This is a genomic window from Paraburkholderia sp. Ac-20342 (genome assembly GCF_017104985.1).
Classification (GTDB): Bacteria; Pseudomonadota; Gammaproteobacteria; order Burkholderiales; family Burkholderiaceae; genus Paraburkholderia.
The window spans coordinates 1-16066 of record NZ_JAAGPQ010000005.1 but is presented as its reverse complement, the minus strand read 5'-3'; the positions used below and the strand labels follow the sequence as shown (position 1 = coordinate 16066).

11 protein-coding genes and 1 pseudogene are annotated in these 16066 nt (G+C 66.4%); 5 read left to right on the top strand and 7 right to left on the bottom strand.

Annotated elements, in window-relative coordinates; all coding sequences use genetic code 11:
- Nucleotides 1–3 precede the first annotated feature (3 nt).
- Together G3N58_RS03120 and G3N58_RS03115 are read right to left on the bottom strand one after the other, a co-directional pair.
- Nucleotides 4–2256, bottom strand: a complete 2253-nt coding sequence (locus tag G3N58_RS03120) for a xanthine dehydrogenase family protein molybdopterin-binding subunit (protein WP_205998449.1) — start codon at nt 2254–2256, stop codon at nt 4–6.
- Nucleotide 2257: 1 nt separating this feature from the next.
- Nucleotides 2258–2713 carry a (2Fe-2S)-binding protein gene (locus G3N58_RS03115; protein WP_167283043.1) on the bottom strand — a complete coding sequence of 152 codons (456 nt, stop codon included), beginning with the start codon at nt 2711–2713 and terminating at the stop codon, nt 2258–2260.
- 485 nt (nt 2714–3198) lie between these two features.
- Here G3N58_RS03115 and G3N58_RS03110 point away from each other — a divergent pair, with 485 nt between their 5' ends.
- Nucleotides 3199–3597, top strand: coding sequence for a hypothetical protein (locus tag G3N58_RS03110; protein WP_167049257.1), 399 nt, complete (start codon nt 3199–3201; stop codon nt 3595–3597).
- Between the two features lie 545 nt (nt 3598–4142).
- Here G3N58_RS03110 and G3N58_RS03105 read toward each other — a convergent pair.
- Nucleotides 4143–5108, bottom strand: coding sequence for a peptidoglycan DD-metalloendopeptidase family protein (locus tag G3N58_RS03105; protein WP_205998448.1), 966 nt, complete (start codon nt 5106–5108; stop codon nt 4143–4145).
- A gap of 683 nt (nt 5109–5791) precedes the next feature.
- A complete protein-coding gene (locus G3N58_RS03100) occupies nt 5792–6970 on the bottom strand; it encodes a porin (protein WP_167049161.1) in 1179 nt (392 codons plus the stop codon).
- Between the two features lie 591 nt (nt 6971–7561).
- Here G3N58_RS03100 and G3N58_RS03095 point away from each other — a divergent pair.
- Together G3N58_RS03095 and G3N58_RS03090 are read left to right on the top strand one after the other, a co-directional pair.
- Nucleotides 7562–8671, top strand: a complete 1110-nt coding sequence (locus G3N58_RS03095; RefSeq protein WP_205998447.1) for an OpgC domain-containing protein — start codon at nt 7562–7564, stop codon at nt 8669–8671.
- A gap of 116 nt (nt 8672–8787) precedes the next feature.
- Complete coding sequence (locus G3N58_RS03090) at nt 8788–9678, top strand: alpha/beta hydrolase-fold protein (RefSeq protein WP_167049157.1); 891 nt, start codon at nt 8788–8790, stop codon at nt 9676–9678.
- A gap of 81 nt (nt 9679–9759) precedes the next feature.
- On the opposite strand, the gene G3N58_RS03085 is transcribed toward G3N58_RS03090, so the two are convergent.
- Nucleotides 9760–10854 carry an AI-2E family transporter gene (locus tag G3N58_RS03085; RefSeq protein ID WP_205998446.1) on the bottom strand — a complete coding sequence of 365 codons (1095 nt, stop codon included), beginning with the start codon at nt 10852–10854 and terminating at the stop codon, nt 9760–9762.
- A 337-nt stretch (nt 10855–11191) separates the two neighbouring features.
- Here G3N58_RS03085 and G3N58_RS03080 point away from each other — a divergent pair, with 337 nt between their 5' ends.
- Both G3N58_RS03080 and G3N58_RS03075 read left to right on the top strand, forming a co-directional pair.
- Nucleotides 11192–11479: a DUF3331 domain-containing protein gene (locus G3N58_RS03080; RefSeq protein ID WP_167049255.1), complete on the top strand. Its 288-nt coding sequence runs from the start codon at nt 11192–11194 to the stop codon at nt 11477–11479.
- Nucleotides 11480–11881: 402 nt separating this feature from the next.
- Nucleotides 11882–14467 carry an adenosylcobalamin-dependent ribonucleoside-diphosphate reductase gene (locus tag G3N58_RS03075; RefSeq protein ID WP_205998445.1) on the top strand — a complete coding sequence of 862 codons (2586 nt, stop codon included), beginning with the start codon at nt 11882–11884 and terminating at the stop codon, nt 14465–14467.
- 106 nt (nt 14468–14573) lie between these two features.
- On the opposite strand, the gene G3N58_RS03070 is transcribed toward G3N58_RS03075, so the two are convergent.
- A complete protein-coding gene (locus G3N58_RS03070; protein ID WP_205998444.1) occupies nt 14574–15569 on the bottom strand; it encodes a twin-arginine translocation pathway signal in 996 nt (331 codons plus the stop codon).
- A gap of 109 nt (nt 15570–15678) precedes the next feature.
- Nucleotides 15679–16066 (bottom strand): annotated as a pseudogene (locus G3N58_RS03065) (hypothetical protein); the annotation flags it as partial.

Genomic DNA, 16066 nt, shown 5'->3' with positions numbered 1-16066 from the left:
GCGTCACGCGCTTTGCAGTTGACGGCCCACCGGCAACTGCCGCAGCCGCTTGCCGGTGGCCGCGTAGATCGCATTGGCCAGCGCGGGCGCGAGCGCCGCCGTGCCCGGCTCGCCGATGCCGCCGGGCGCCTCGCCGCTCTTCACGATATGCACGTCGATCGGCGGTGTCTCGTTGATGCGCAGCATCCGGTAGTCGGTGAAGTTGTTCTGCTCGACGCGGCCGTCCTTGATCGTGATCTCGCTATAAAGCGCCGCCGTGATGCCGAAGATGATGCCGCCCTGCACCTGCGCCTCGATCGTGTTCGGATTGACGACCATGCCGCAATCGACCGCACACGTGATGCGCTTGACGGACACCTCGCCCTGGTCGACGGCGACGTCGACGACGATCGAGAAGAAGCTGCCGAACGCATGCATGACCGAGACGCCGCGCCCCTGCCCTTGCGGCAGCGCGCTGCCCCAGTTCGCGGCCTGCGCGGCGGTATTGAGCACGTTCAGCGCGCGCGGCGATTTGCCGAGCAGGCTGCGCCGGTACTGCACCGGATCGATCTTCGCGTGCGCGGCGAGTTCGTCGATGAAGCTCTCCACCACGAACGTGCCGCGCGTCGGCCCGACGCCGCGCCAGAACGCAGTGGGCACCGCGTGCGGTTCCTCGCGCACGTAATCGACGAGCTGGTTCGGCAGGTCGTACGGCAGATCGGCGGCAACTTCCACCGCGTCGGGATCGAGCCCGTTCCTGAACGCGGGCGGCGCGAAGCGCGCCATGATCGACGAGCCGGCAATGCGATGCTGCCACGCGACCGGCTTGCCGTTCGCATCGAGTCCGGCCGAGATCGTGTCGTAGTAGTACGGCCGGTACATGTCGTGCTGGATGTCTTCCTCGCGAGTCCACAGCACCTTCACGGGCGCCGACACCTGTTTGGCGACCTTGACCGCCTGCGTGACCATATCGGTTTCGAGCCGCCGGCCGAAGCCGCCGCCGATCAGATGGTTGTGCACGATGATCCTGTCGGCGGGCAAACCGGTGACGGCCACCGCCGCATCGACGACGCGCGTCGGCACCTGCGAGCCGAGCCAGATTTCGCACGCATCGGCGCGCACATGGACCGTGCAGTTGACCGGCTCCATCGTCGCGTGCGCGAGAAACGGCTGCTGGTAGACCGCATCGACGCGCGACTTCGCATCGCCGAACGCGCGACCCACGTCGCCTTCCTTGCGCGCGACCGCGCCGCTGCGTTGCGAGGCCGCCGCGAGATCGTCGACGATCGTCTTCATCGATACCTGCGCGCCCGCGCCTTCGTTCCATTTGATGTCGAGCGCCTGCACGCCGCGCTTGGCAGCCCATGTGTGGTCGCCGATCACCGCCACCGCGTTGTCGACCTTGATGATCTCGCGCACGCCGGGGATCGTCTTCGCATGCGTACCGTCGACGCTCGCGAGCGTGCCGCCGAACACCGGGCAATTCGCGATCGCCGCGTAGACCATGCCGGGCAGGCGCACGTCGAGCCCGAACAGCGCGGTGCCGTCCACTTTCTCGGGCGAATCGAGCCGCTTCGCGGGCGTACCGATCAGCCTGAAATCCTTCGGCTCCTTGAGCGGCACGTTCTGCGGAACCGGCAGCGCGGACGCGGCCTGCGCAAGCTGACCATAGCTCGCGCTGCGATTGCTGGCCGCGTGGATCACCTGGCCCGCCTGCGCGTGGCAACTGGCCGGATCGACCTGCCATTGCCGCGCGGCCGCGTTGACGAGCATCACGCGCGCGGTCGCGCCCGCGCGGCGCATCGGCTCCCACGCGAAACGGATCGACGTGGAGCCGCCCGTGAGCTGGCCGCCGAGCAGCGGGTCGCCGAAGAGCTTTTCGTTGGGCGGCGCGTGATCGAGCGTGACCGCGTCGAGCGGCACTTCGAGTTCTTCGGCGATCAGCATCGGAATCGACGTATAGACGCCCTGGCCCATCTCGACCTTCGGCATCACCAGCGTGACCTTTCCCGCGGTGTCGATCTGGATGAACGCGTTCGGCGCGAACACGCCGCTTTGCGGCGCCTCGTTCGCATCGCCGCCGATCACGCTCCTGCCGGTCTTCTGATCCTGGCTCGAAGCCGGCATGCTGAAGCCGAGCAGCAGACCGCCGCCGGCTGCAGCGCCGACCGTCACGCCGAATTTAAGGAAGCTGCGCCGCGAGATGCCGCGCGCGGGCTGCGTATCGTCGTTCGACGGCTGCGCGCCGTTCTGTGCATCGAGCAATCCCTGGGACATGTCAGGCTCCCTTCGCGGCGTGCTTGATCGCCGCGCGGATGCGGTTGTAGGTCCCGCAGCGGCAGATGTTGCCGGCCATCGCGGCGTCGATGTCGGCGTCGCTCGGGTTGGGATTGCTCGCGAGCAGCGAGGCCGCCGACATCACCTGCCCCGACTGACAGTAGCCGCATTGCACGACGTCGAGTTCGCGCCAGGCCTCCTGCACTTTCTGTCCTGCCGGCGTGCCGCCAACCGCTTCGATGGTGACGACCTTGCGCTCGCCGACGGCGGCCGCCGGGAACACGCACGAGCGCACCGCAACGCCGTCGAGATGCACGGTGCATGCGCCGCATTGAGCGATGCCGCAACCGAACTTGGTGCCGGTCAGGCCGACGAGATCGCGCAAGACCCACAGCAGGGGCATGTCAGGGGGTGCGTCGACGGTATGGGTTTGGCCGTTGATATTGAACGTTGTCATGCGCGGCTCCGGTGGAATTTATAGTGTGGGATTCAGGCTGTTTATTCAGGCTGCTTATTCATACTGTTTAGACAGCGGCACCGCATCGGAACGCAAAGACTCGCCGCGTTTGTTCGACACGCCGGGCTAATCACGCGATGCAGGTCGGTCCTGATGAAGCATGTGCCGCTAACAGTCCGGCTGATTGTAGTCGTGAGAAACGAAGTTTGCTTCGCAGGTGTGCAGCGCGCCTCCTGCGCAAGTATCGCGCATCAATTCCGAGACGTATCTCGATATAGGCTGCGATGCATGTCCCGATGCCTGTCTCGAAGCCCATGCCGATGCACGGACCCACGCCCGGCAACGGGATGCAATCAATGCGTTACCATCGACGCATCTACCTGCTAGCGTTAGAGCGGGAAGCGGCGCGCGGTATCGTGACGCCGCCCGTGATGCGTATTGCGACGCGCTATTGCGTCGAGCCAACCGATCCGAAGGAGCCGCCGATGAACGACCCGCAATGCACTCAATTCCTCGCGGACATTCGCAAGCCGCTGCTTGCGCTGCACAAGGCGATTCTCGATCACGAGCGCGCGGCGTACGAAAAAGAATTCGGCCCGGTGACGCCGGCGGCGTTTCTGCAGGTGCTCATCAACGGCTCGGGGTTTCGCTGGCTCACGCCGCTTTCGACGGTGATCGCGAGCGTCGACGAAATTCTCGACGACGAGGAAGCCGATGCGGGCGACCGCCTTGCGGCCGCGGAAGCCCTGGTCGGCCTGTTCTCGCCCGATCAGCCGAACAATGCGTTTCTGCCGCGTTATCTGCCGTTGTTGCAGGCCGATCCGGCGATCCTGCATTACCACGGCCAGGTGGCGCAATTGCTGCGCGGCGTGCAGGCGAAGTAGGTGCGGCTGCGGCCGTGTGATTGCCGGGTTGTTCCCGGCAGCGTATCGGACGGGAGTCGTGTGTTTGAGGCACGCGTTTGACGGGTTTGATCGGCGCGTTGCTTTGCCCGTTGCTTCACCTGTCGATTCGCGCGATGGTGCGTGATCGCGAATGACCTGATGACGAACGCACGGCCGGCTCCTGTATTTCCTCACCGTTGCAGGAGCGGCGTCGGGTCGTGAATACGTGTTTCATTCGCCGCATGACGGTTGCACGCGAATGATGTCTGGGTGGCGAATAGCCTGGATTGCCTTCTATCTCCGGCACAAATACACCTTGCTCGAAGGCATTCCTCGTTCGATTCGCAAGAATGCGGGCGCGCGCCACCACGGTTCGCTCGATCAAACGCTTTCGTGCCTGCGCCGTGCAAGGAAATTACCTGGCTTTGCTGACTAAAACCAGGGTGAGCTTTTGCGGGAAGCGTTCGAAGCCGGTTGCGGCGAGCGGCTAACAGGCTTTCGCCATGTCTGGCATAGCGAAAGCCGATACAACAACAGACTCGACGCTAACCGCGCGCCTGCGGCAGATACGGCAACGGATCGACCGGCTTGCCGTCGTGGCGCACCTCGAAACCCACCGACACCCGCGAGTTGCTTTCGTCGCCCATTTCGGCAATCTGCTGTCCCTTGCGCACGACGTCGCCCATCTTGACCAGCAGTTTGCGGTTATGCGAGTACGCCGTCAGAAAGTCCTTGTTGTGCTGCACGATGATGAGACTGCCGTAGCCGTTCAGTCCCGTGCCCGCATACATGACCTTGCCGTCGGCGGCAGCGCGCACCGGGTCGCCGGGCTTGCCGCCGATTTCGATACCGCGCGTTTCGCCCGGCTGGAACGCTTCGACGACGCTGCCCGACGCAGGCCATGCGAGCGTCACGCTGCTCGCGTGCCGGCGCGTCTCCTGCGTGACTTCGCGGACCTCGGCGGCATCGGGAACCGGCGCTGCGGACTGCGCTAGCGCCTGAGCAGAGGCTGGCGCCGAAGCCTGCGCCGACGTTTGCGGCAGCGCCGCCCCCGCCGACGCCACACCCGCCGCGGACCTCGCAGCCGCCGCATTAGCCTGCTTCACCGCCCGCACCGTTTCCGGCGACGCGACATGCAACACCTGCCCCGGCCTCAACCGCGACGACGGCTTCATGCCATTCCACGCCTGCAACTGCCTGACGCTCACATGATGATGCTGCGCGATGCGCGCGAGCGTGTCGCCATGCTTGACGCGATAAACGAGCGGCGGCGCTTTTTTCAGCGACGCGCTCTGGTTGGCGTCGATGGTCAGCGCCGCAGACGCCGCGCCATCGGCCGCCACGCCCGTTACCGCCGTATTCGCCGCCGGCACGCCGGAGGCGGCCGTCGCACCCGACGCCGCGCCGTTCTGCGCGTTCTGCTGCCCGACGTTCGCACAACCGCTGACTGCCAGCGCAACCCACACGCCAGCGAGACTGACCAGTCTCGTTCTGTCGAAACGTTTTTTCATCCTGTTCGACTCCTGCCTTGTTCATGGACGGACCGGATGTCGCCATGCCGCAGCGCTGCGCGCGATCTCGTGCCGCGCGGCCTCATCCGCGGCACGGCGAGACCGCCTCGTACGGCGCTCATCCCATGCCCGGCCGGCCCGTTCCAATCGCTGCCGAAGGCCGGTCATGTCCGGACTCCAGACATCAAAACCGCGCAACTCCAGCGAAACAGATCGGATCGGGACCGGATTGCCGATCAAAATTCCGGCGAAATTGTAAAGTGACTTTTAACGAAAACGCCCCGCTTCGAACACTCTGATACAACCGTTACCAGCCGGATTCCCGCCCATGGCCTGCCGATTCGGCGGAAGCGGATAGCCGACGCGGCTGGAAGCGGAAACGCCGCCGTCCGGTGAGCGATTCGCGTTTATTTAACATTTGTCATATCGGCAGGCATGCCCGGAACTTGAATTGCCGGGCATCGCGGCTGCAGATCGTCGTGGAATGCGCGCCGTCAGGAGAGCGGACCGGCGCCCGGTCCAGGGATAGAAATAAGGAATAAGGAGATGAAGACGAGACAGGAATAGAGTTTTCGCTGCACCTGCTCGCCGCAAACAAAACCGCCAGGCTCCGGCAACCTCCGCGCCCTGGAGAAAAAGAAAAAACCGCGTTACACCAACCAATAACGCGCAGCGTGAAAACGCTAGAACTTATGCCGGATAGCCGCGCGCACGACGACCTGCTTCGACGTCGACGAGGGCGACTGCGTGCCCGGAATAAACGCGTAGTCGAGAATCGACAGCGTGGAGTCGCCCGTCAGTTGCTGGTACTCGCCCTGCAGATAAACGTCAGTGCGCTTGGACAGGTTGTAATCCGCCATCAGCCCGAACGTATGGATGCGCGGCTTCACGCCGCCGTTCGACGCGTCGTAGGTTTCCATCGTGTAGACGTACTGCGCGCCGACGAACAGCATCGGCGAAATCTGATACTTGCCGTTCACCTCGAAGTTCTGATATTTGAGCGAGTTCAGCAGCACGCCCGGCGGCGTCACGGGAACCAGCGGCACGAGCGGCGCGATGCCGAGATAGCCGTTGCCGGTCGGATCGAGATAGTTCGAGTTGCTGTAGACGAAGCCGGCCGTCGCCGGGCCGAACGTATAGGTCATGCCGCCGCCGAACACGCGCATGCGCGTCGCGACGAAACCGGCGTCGTTGGCGGTGATCGCGCCGTTCGAGCCGTTGCCCGGGTTGTCGGCCTGCAGATACGCCGCCGCGACGAGCAGGCCGCCATACGCGTACTGCCCGCCGAAACTGTAGGCGCGATTGTTCGCGAAGCCGGTGTCGTTGCTGAAGCTGTAGGTGCCGCCGAACTGGAAGCCGCCAATCGACGGGCTCGTGTACTTGACCGTGTTGTCGAGGCGAAACGTGTTGTCGGTGTTGTCGTTGTCGTACGGGTGCGAGAACAGCTCGCCGGCCCAACTGCCGTTGGCCGTGGTCTGCGCCAGATAGTCGACGACCGAATCGTACTGACGGCCGAACGTCAACGTGCCGTACGGCACCGAACTCAGGCCGACGAACGCCTGGCGGCCAAACAGGCGGCCGCCCTGTTCGAGCCGTCCGGAATTCAGGTCGAAGCCGTTTTCAAGCTGGAAGATTGCCTTGAGACCGCCGCCCAGTTCCTCGAAACCCCTGAGGCCCCAGCGGCTGCCCTGCGCCAGCCCGCTCGCCAGTTCGTAGACATGGCCGCGGCCGGCATTGTTGGTGTAGTTGATGCCTTCGTCGATCACGCCATAGAGCGTGACGCTGGTTTGCGCGCGCGCAGGCACGACGAAAGCGGCGGACGCAGCAATGGAGACAGCCAGCGCGAACACTTGCCTGTTCATGATGATCTCCCTGCACTTCGAGTAACAGGACAACTCGATCCGGTCGCTTTGTTCTTGATTGATGCTTGTTCTCGATGCCCCGGGCAGTTCTGCCGACTGCTCCGTTCACCTGCGCGTTCCGGAAATCGTCACACGACGGCGGCTGGCCGTCCATGAGAGGAAGCGCCGATGATCGAGAATGTTGCTAATTCTCCACTCGGTGCGCTTGCCCCTTTTTTCGTCAGTGGGGTTCGGGTAAGCGACGGCGCGCGTGGCGCGTGAGCACGGCGAAGACGAGTCGCCGATAAGGGGCCGCCGATGCGGTAATCCGCATGGCGCCGTACCGTTCCCAACAGCTTTGTCACAGAAAGAAATATAATCGGGCGCCTTTGCTGCGACGCAGCGGAACTCCGCGCCGCACCGGGGGTCAGGTTTACAGTCCGTTGACACGGCGCTCCGCCGCCGGTCGAGCGCGGCAACGCGGGGCGCGGACTGGGCGCATGAAGAGCGCAGCCCGCCGCGACACCCCACCCCATACTAAAAACGCCGTGTGAGACACCCGCCCCGCTGGATCAGCGTGGCCGTCTCACGGGGCTGCTTTTGACGCAAACAATGCAACAATCCTCGTCCCGTCTGATCGAACTCGACTTTTTCCGCGGACTCGTGCTGCTGATCATCGTCGTCGATCATATTGGCGGCAGCATTCTGTCGCGCGTCACGCTGCATGCGTATGCGCTGTGCGATGCCGCCGAAGTGTTCGTGTTCCTCGGCGGCTTCGCGACCGCCACGGCCTATGCCACGCTCGCCGAGCGGCGCAGCGAAACGATCGCGCGCGGCCGCTTCCTGCGGCGCTCGTTCGAGATCTACCGCGCGTTTCTCGTCACCGCCGGGCTCATGCTGCTCGTGAGCGCGGTGCTCACCGCATTCAGCATCGACGGGCCGAATCTCGCCACCACCGACCTCGACGACCTCATCGACACCCCGCTCGCCGCGCTGCGCGACATCCTGCTGCTGCGCCGCCAGCCGTATCTCGCCTCGGTGCTGCCGATGTATGCGTTCTTCGCGCTGCTCGTACCGGCCATCCTGCCGCTCGCGCGCCGCCAGCCGTGGCTGCTGCTCGCCGGCAGCGTCGCGCTGTGGGCCGGCGCCCCGGCGATCGGCCAATACCTGCCCTCGGCACCCGACATGCACTGGGACTTCAACCCGTTCGCGTGGCAGCTGATGTTCGTGCTCGGCGTGCTCGCGCGCTGCCAGCCGGTTTATCAGCGCGTGAGCGCGCACCGGCTCGGCTGGCTCGTCAGCCTGTGCGCGCTCGCGGTGGTCGCGGGCGCCGCCTACTACAAGCTCGTTCTCGAGCATGCGCCGCTGCCCGGCAGCCTCAAGCAGAACCTGTCCTACCTGCGCGCCGGCAACTTCCTCGCGATCGCGTGGCTCACCGCGAATCTGATCCAGCTCGGCTGGGCGAAAAAGCTCGCCCGCCGGCTGCCGTGGATCGGCCTGATCGGACGTCAGGGCTTGCTGTGCTTTATCGCCGGCGCGGTGATTTCGCTCGTGATCGACTCGGTGCTGTATGCCGCCACCGACGGCTATCTGAACTATCCGCTCGGCCTGCTCGCCGATGCGGCGGCCGTCGGCGCGCTGTTCGCGGTCGGGCTTGGCGTCGAGCCGCTCAAGCGCTATGTCGGCCGGCTCGTCGCGACGCGGCTCGGCACGCCGTCCTGAGCGCGCCAGCCGCGTCGGACGTAGATCGACACGCCTCGCATCCGCCTCAAATCCGGTACCAATGCTGATAGCATGACGGCCGGCGCGCGAACCGCGCGCCGGTCTCCCACCCTGACATGCGTCGACTCTTTAGCCTCGCTCTCGTTGTGCTTTCCGTCGCTGTCGGCACGCCGGCGTTCGCGAGCACGGTCGCGAACCGCAGCTTCCATTCGAATACACTCGGCCGCGACTGGAACTACACGATCTATCTGCCTGGCGCCTATCGCTCGGACGGCCCGCGCCTGCCGGTGCTCTACCTGCTGCACGGCAATAACGGCGACGCCAACGACTGGCTCACCCAAGGCCATCTGCAAGGCACGGCCGACACGCTGATCGAGCGCAAGGACATCCCGCCCGTCGTGATCGTGATGCCGCAAGGCGGCACGGACTGGTACGTCGACCGCAAGGAAAAAATGGAGACCGCGTTCTTCGACGATCTGCTGCCCGAGATCGAAACGCACTACGCGGTCGCGACGCAGCGTAGCGGCCGGATGATCGGCGGCGTCTCGATGGGCGGCTTCGGCGCGCTACGCTACGCGCTCACGCAGCCGGAGCTGTTCTGCGGCGCGCTGCTGCTGAGCCCCGCGATCTATGCCAACGAGCCGCCGCGCGCGTCGGCGGCGCGGCGCGTCGGCGTGTTCGGCGAGCGGCAGTTCGATCCGCGCATCTGGCACGAGCTCAACTATCCGGCGCAGTGGGACCGCTATATGAGCCGGCCGTACCGCCTGCCGATGTTCATCGCATCCGGCGACGACGACCTCGACATCCAGGCCGACGCCTCGGTGCTGTACACCCATCTGCGGCTCGCGGGCAATCCGGCGGCGCTGCGCATCATCGACGGCGGGCATACGTGGGACGTGTGGAGCGCGCTGCTGCCCGCCGCGCTCAAATACACGCTCGGCTGCGTGAGCGTGAAACCGCCGCCGGTCGAGCGTCCGCTCGATCACCCATCGATGCATCGGCCTTGAGCCGCGCGCCGGCGCGGCGCGAACAGCGGACCGCGCGCCGGGCCGTCCGGTTCGCGGGCGGCACGGCGCGCAAAACACGCGCTACTGCACGAGATCGGTCCACAGCACCATCAGCACCGTCATCAGCGCGGGGCCGATGAAAATGCCGAGCAGCCCGAACGTCTCCGCCCCGCCGAGGATGCCGAACAGCACGAGCAGGAACGGCAGGCGCGTCGAGTTGCCGATCAGCACCGGCCGCACGAAATGCTCGGCGACGAACACGACGATCGAGCCGAATACGGCGAGCCCGATCGCGCCGGCAACCGAGCCTTGCGCGAGCAGCCACAGCGCCGCGAGGCCGAACGTGATCGGCGCGCAGAACGGCAGCATCGCGGCGATCGCCGTGACGAAGCCGAGCAGCGCCGCATGCGGCAGGCCGGTCACGAAATAGGCGACGCCGAGCAGCAGGCCCTCGCCAAGCCCCACCACGACCAGCCCCGCCACCGTGCCGCGCACGGCGGTCGCCATGTGCTGGACGAGGTTCGCGCCGCTCTCGCCGAAACCGCGCCGCACGGCCTTCAGCAGCGAGCCCGACAGACGCGGCCCCGCCTGGACAATCACGAACAGCGTAACGAGCGTGAAGCCGAACACCATCGCCGCATGCACGGCGCGCGCGCCGAAATGGCGGCCGAGCGTCATCACCGTGCCGCTGTGCAGCCCCTTGATCGCGGCGGAATCGCGCAGCGGCTGCGCGAGATTGGCCTGCCACCACGCGGCGATCTGCTGCGCGCCGAACGGCAGGCGCTCGACGAAACCCGGCAGCGCGATGCCGCTCTCCTGGACGCCGCGGAACCAGTCGCTCAGTTCGCGCGCCTCGTGCAGCGCCTGGGCGACGCCGAGCCCGACCGGCAGCAGCACGAGCAGCGCGATCACGACGGTAAATACGGCGGCGAGCAGCGTCATGCGCCCCTTGAACCAGCGGCTGCCCGCCACCCGGTGCAGCAGCGGCCACAGCGCGATCGCGACGACGCCCGCCCACGCGACCGCCACGATGAAATCGCGCACGACCCACAGCGCGAGCAGCACGAGCCCGCTATACAGCACGAGCGAGGCGGCCTTCTGTTTTTTCAGACGCTCCGGAGTGGGCGACGACGCATCGGGAGCAGGAGGAGGTACTGCGGGTGGCCTTGAAATCATGTGAACTCTGGTTTTCCTGAGGGGGTGCGCGCGAGCCGACCTGAAAATTTCAAACCCGCTAAACTGGCGGCTCGGTCCCCCATCGACCCTCACATCTTAAAGGAAGCGCCGGCGCTCCTTGCGGGTGGCCGCATCGTCGCATTGACGGCAATACAGCGTTGCAAAAATTCACACTATTAAAAAATTACATAAAAAAGCATCCAACGTCCGTCATTTCAACCAATCGTACGACTGGCTTACGATTATTTCTGTTTAGAGAACAGAGTTTCAACCGCGGCACAATGGCTCTTGGGCGCGCACCAGTCTACATTCGGCACTCCACAATACGGAGCCGATGATGACCGTAGAGTCCATCCTTCTTGACGCTACCAATGGCGTGCGCATCGAAATTCTCGAGAGCTCCGACACGACGCTGGTCATCCGCTGGGTTGAGCCTGGACGCTGCCACTATGGCGAGCAACGCTGGCGGCGCAGGTCGGCGCATACCTCGGGGACTTGCGCGGTGTCGCATCGCAAGATTCGCCGCGGCGACGCGGTATTCAAGCCCGCCGAGCGGCCGGCACCGTCGAATGCGGCCGCGATGATCTGCGCCGAAATCCTCGAACCGATTCTCGAAGCCGCCTGACGACCGGGCTGGTGCGGCGGCCGCGCCGCTTGTTTGACGCTTGCGCGGCTAGTGCCGCTTTTTGCCGCCTGTGCCGATACATGCCCGTTGCGGTTTGGCGCGAGCGCCGGGGTGCGCTCGCCCGCTGCGATTTGCGCGACTTGCGCACCTCGGCTTCCAGCCTGCCCCGACTGCCTTTGCTGTCCTTGCGCGCACGGCACGCGCAAGCGCGGCCCACGACGCCCGGCAGCGCCGAACGCGCCGCAGCCCCAGGTCGCTCCCCGTCGATTGCAGCCTCGCGCCCCGTGCGTTAAGGTGGACTCGTTGCGCCCGCTCCCGCACGCCGGCCTGCTGCCCGGCACCTGAGTGCGCGCCGTCCACCCACCGCGCCGCGCCCGCCGCGACGCCGTTTGAGGGCCGATCATGGCAGAAGACACGCCGCACACCCCCACGATCCCGGCAGCGTCCGCCTCGCCCACGCCATCGCCGATCGCGGGCACGCCGATCGCCCCGCAGCAGTTCTCGCTCGACGTGCTGCTCGAAAAATACGCGAAAGGCGACGAACAATCGGCCGACGACGTCTTTCGCCGCGTCGCGCGCGGCGTCGCCGAGGCCGAGCCGCCGGAACTGCGCGCGCCGGTCGAGGCGCTGTTCGTGGACAACCTGCGGCACGGCGCGCTCGGCGCGGGCCGCATCATGAGCGCGGCGGGCAGCGGTATCGCCGCGACGCTGATCAACTGCTTCGTGCAGCCGGTCGGCGACTCGATTCAGGGCGTCGACGAGCAGGGACTGCCGGGCATCTACGTGGCGCTGCTGCAGGCGGCCGAAACGATGCGGCGCGGCGGCGGCGTCGGCTACAACTTCTCGGCGATCCGGCCCAAGGGCGCGCGCGTTCATACGACCAGTTCGTCGGCATCGGGCCCGTGCAGCTACATGGACGTGTTCGACGCCTCGTGCCGCACGGTCGAAAGCGCGGGCTCGCGGCGCGGCGCGCAGATGGCCGTGCTCGACTGCGACCACCCCGACCTGCTCGAATTCATCGAAGCCAAGCATTCGAAGGGGCGCTGGAACAACTTCAACGTGTCGGTCGGCGTGACCGACGCATTCATGCGCGCGGTCGAAAACGACGAGCCGTGGCAGCTGGTCCATCGCGCGGAGCCGTCGCCGGCACTGCGCGCGGCCGGCGACGTGCGGCGGCGCGAGGACGGCCTGTGGGTCTACGGCGAGCACCCGGCGCGCGCGATCTGGGAGCGCATCATGCGCTCGACCTACGACGTCGCCGAGCCCGGCATCGTGTTCATCTCGCGCATGAACGAGGACAACAATCTGCGCGCCGTCGAAACGATCCGCGCGACCAATCCGTGCGGCGAGCAGCCGCTGCCCGCCTACGGCTGCTGCAACCTCGGGCCGCTCAACCTGACGCGCTTCGTCGTCGATCCGTTCGCGCAGTTGCAGGGCCGTGAGCCGTCGTTCGACTGGGACGGCCTCGCGCAACGCACGCGCACCCAGGTGCGTTTTCTCGACGACGTGCTCGACGTCACGCTCTGGCCGCTGCCGCAGCAATATGACGAATCGCGCGCGAAACGGCGCATCGGCGTCGGCTTCACCGGGCTCGGCGACACGCTCGTGATGCTCGGGCTGCGCTACAACGCGCAGGAGGGCCGCGACTTCGCGGCGCGCATCGCGCGGCTCATGCGCGACGAGGCGTACCGCGCGTCGGTCGAACTCGCGAAGGAGCGCGGTGCGTTCCCGTTGTTCGACGCCGCGCGCTATCTCGAAGCGGGCACCTTCGCGTCGCGCCTGCCCGACGACGTCCAGCAGGCGATCCGCCGCGACGGCATCCGCAACAGCCATCTGCTGTCGATCGCGCCGACCGGCACCGTGAGCCTCGCATTCGCGGACAACGCCTCGAACGGCATCGAGCCGGCCTTCTCGTGGACCTACAAGCGCATGAAGGTGATGGCCGACGGCGGCCGCGAATCGTTCGACGTCGAGGACTACGCGTACCGGCTCTACCGCGAGCTCGGCGGCGACGTGAACCGGCTGCCCGACTACTTCGTCAGCGCATTGCAGATGTCGGCGCGCGACCATCTCGAGATGATGGCGGCGGTGCAGCCGTACGTCGACACGTCGATCTCGAAGACCGTCAACGTGCCCGCCGACTATCCGTTCGACGCGTTCGAAAGCCTCTATTTCGACGCATGGAAAAGCGGCCTGAAGGGCCTCGCCACCTATCGCCCGAACGACACGCTCGGCGCGGTGCTGAGCGTCGCGCCCGCGCAGGCCGACGACACGCTCGCCGACAGCGATCTCGACCCGCTGCGGATCGCGATGGATCACCGGCCGAAGGGCGAGTTGCCGGCAGTCATCGAGAAGGTCGAGTATCTGACCCAGGCGGGCAAGAAGTCGCTGTACGTCGCGGTGTCGTTCATCGAGGTGACGGGACGCCTCGGCGGCGAGGACGTGACGATCGAGCGGCCGATCGAGTTCTTCATCCCGACCGGCCAGCGCGACGAGTCGCAGCAATGGATCACGGCGACGATGCGCTCGCTGTCGCTCGCCGCGCGCGGCGGCTTCGTCGCGCGCAATCTGCAGGACATGCGCAAGGTGTCGTGGGATCGCGGCCAGGTGCGGCTGGGCGACGTGCAGCGTCTCGACGGCCATCGCGCGCCGCGCTGGCACGATTCGGAAGTGGCCGCGCTCGCGTTTGCGATCCAGCAGATTCTGTATCGGCGCGGCTTTCTCGACGCCGAAGGCAATCAGGTGCCGTCGCGGCTGCTCGCGCGCTTGCCGCGCGGGCAGATGAAAACGGACACGGCGTTATCGGCCGATTTCGGCATGCGCGCCCATCCCGAAGACGGCGCGGACGCGCTGCTGCAACCGGCCAGCGCCCAAGGGCTGCAGACGATGCTCGGACGCAAATGCGGTTCGTGCGGCGCGCATGCGGTGATTCGCAAGGACGGCTGCGATTTCTGCACGGCGTGCGGCGAGGTGGGGGCCTGCGGGTAAGGCCGCAGAGGGCCAGCGGAGTTGCCCAAGGCCGCCAGCATTGCCCGGAACCACGGGGCCGCCCAAGGCCCCCGAATCACCCCCGCCCCACCGAACCAGATCGGCCCTACTTGCCCAGCGCCGCCGACACGCCGGCCAGCCAGGTCGCGGCCGGCATCACGCTCTTCGGGTCCCAGCTATCGGGCGCATCCAGGCGCGTCTGCAATTGATCCTCGTTGAACTGCCACACCACGACCTTGGGCGCGTGCTGCGCGAACGAGGGGTTCGCCACCGTATCGAGGAACGTCTTCCACGGCCCGATGTTGCCGGGATTCCAGGCCAGCCCCACCGGCACGCCGAGCGCATTCGAGAGCTTCTGCGGATAGCCGAGATACGGCTGCACGAAGCTGTTGCCGATCACCTCGACCTGCGCCGGTCCGCTGTCGAGCAGGCCGTCGGCCGCTTCCGGCTGCTTGCGCACGGTGTAGATGTCGCGGCCGATGCGCTTGCGGTCCTCGGGCGACATGAAGTTCGTCGCGAGATCGCCATAGCGCCGCTCGTTGGTCCAGTCGCCGAGCACGCTGCCGCCGCCGGTGGCCGGCACGGCGAACTTGCCGCGGATCAGCGCGGCCATCGCATCGGCCGAGGCTTCCGCCGCCCACGCGGTCCAGTGGTAGTCGGCGCGATAGAACGCGCTCTGGCGGTCGTGCTCGACGGATTGCAGCGCGGGCCGATCGTCGAACGTGACGATGCCGGCTGCCGCGAACATGCCGAGCAGGTCGCCGTAGCGCGACTGAACCTGCGGCGACAACCTGACGTCGGCCGGAAGACGCTGCGGGTAGAACACCGACTTGGCCGGCACCACCATCACGACGAGTTCGACGTGCTTCGCCGCCAGCGCATCCTTCGCCTCGCGGATCAGCTTGACGTTAGCCTCGATCTGCGGACGGTCGACCTTGTCGGTGCTTTCCCAGCCCGGGAAAAGCCAGCCGTCCTGCCCCTCGATCACCGACGCCGCAGCCCGCACCGCGCCGCAGTGAATCGACGCGGCGAGCGCCGCGAAGGCCAGCACGGCGGTCCAGCCGCGCGGCGTGGCCCAGTTCGGTGAAGCACGATTTTTCATCGGAAATCCTGTTGGGTTGTCATGGTTGCGCCAGATAGGCGTTTTCATCGTCGGTAAGCGGTTGGTAAAGCGAGCGCAGCGGCCACTCCCAGATCAGCAGCCGCACACCCTAGAGCCGCTCGGGGTGATGCCGCAGCAGTTCGATCGCGCTGCCGGCAAAGCCGCTGCCCACGCGGCTTTGCTGCGCGATCTCCTGTTTCATCGCGAGTTGCAGATAGTCGGCAAAGCCGGAATTGAGCGAATACGACGAGCCGGCCAGCACGACCGTCGGCGCGGCCACGTCGTCGAGCAGCCCGCCGCCGTGGTGTATGTCGAGCGTTTCGTCGTGGTCGTGGTCGAGGTCAGGCCGCGGCGCGAACGGCGGCACGTTGCCGGCCAGCCCGGCGAGACGCGTCAGATCGCCGATGCGCGCCCCGGAACGAGCCGCCACGCTCAGGCGCATCGCGACGTCGCCGGCCGGCACGTACGCCAGCGCCGCGGCCGCCACGCGGTGGGCG

Bases quoted from the DNA above. Each gene is read 5' to 3' on its own strand.
- G3N58_RS03120 (WP_205998449.1), bottom strand. From the start codon at position 2,256: ATGTCCCAGGGATTGCTCGATGCACAGAACGGCGCGCAGCCGTCGAAC.
- G3N58_RS03070 (WP_205998444.1), bottom strand. From the start codon at position 15,569: ATGAAAAATCGTGCTTCACCGAACTGGGCCACGCCGCGCGGCTGGACC.
- G3N58_RS03095 (WP_205998447.1), top strand. From the start codon at position 7,562: ATGCAACAATCCTCGTCCCGTCTGATCGAACTCGACTTTTTCCGCGGA.
- G3N58_RS03075 (WP_205998445.1), top strand. From the start codon at position 11,882: ATGGCAGAAGACACGCCGCACACCCCCACGATCCCGGCAGCGTCCGCC.
- G3N58_RS03110 (WP_167049257.1), top strand. From the start codon at position 3,199: ATGAACGACCCGCAATGCACTCAATTCCTCGCGGACATTCGCAAGCCG.
- G3N58_RS03085 (WP_205998446.1), bottom strand. From the start codon at position 10,854: ATGATTTCAAGGCCACCCGCAGTACCTCCTCCTGCTCCCGATGCGTCG.
- G3N58_RS03105 (WP_205998448.1), bottom strand. From the start codon at position 5,108: ATGAAAAAACGTTTCGACAGAACGAGACTGGTCAGTCTCGCTGGCGTG.
- G3N58_RS03090 (WP_167049157.1), top strand. From the start codon at position 8,788: ATGCGTCGACTCTTTAGCCTCGCTCTCGTTGTGCTTTCCGTCGCTGTC.
- G3N58_RS03100 (WP_167049161.1), bottom strand. From the start codon at position 6,970: ATGAACAGGCAAGTGTTCGCGCTGGCTGTCTCCATTGCTGCGTCCGCC.
- G3N58_RS03115 (WP_167283043.1), bottom strand. From the start codon at position 2,713: ATGACAACGTTCAATATCAACGGCCAAACCCATACCGTCGACGCACCC.
- G3N58_RS03080 (WP_167049255.1), top strand. From the start codon at position 11,192: ATGACCGTAGAGTCCATCCTTCTTGACGCTACCAATGGCGTGCGCATC.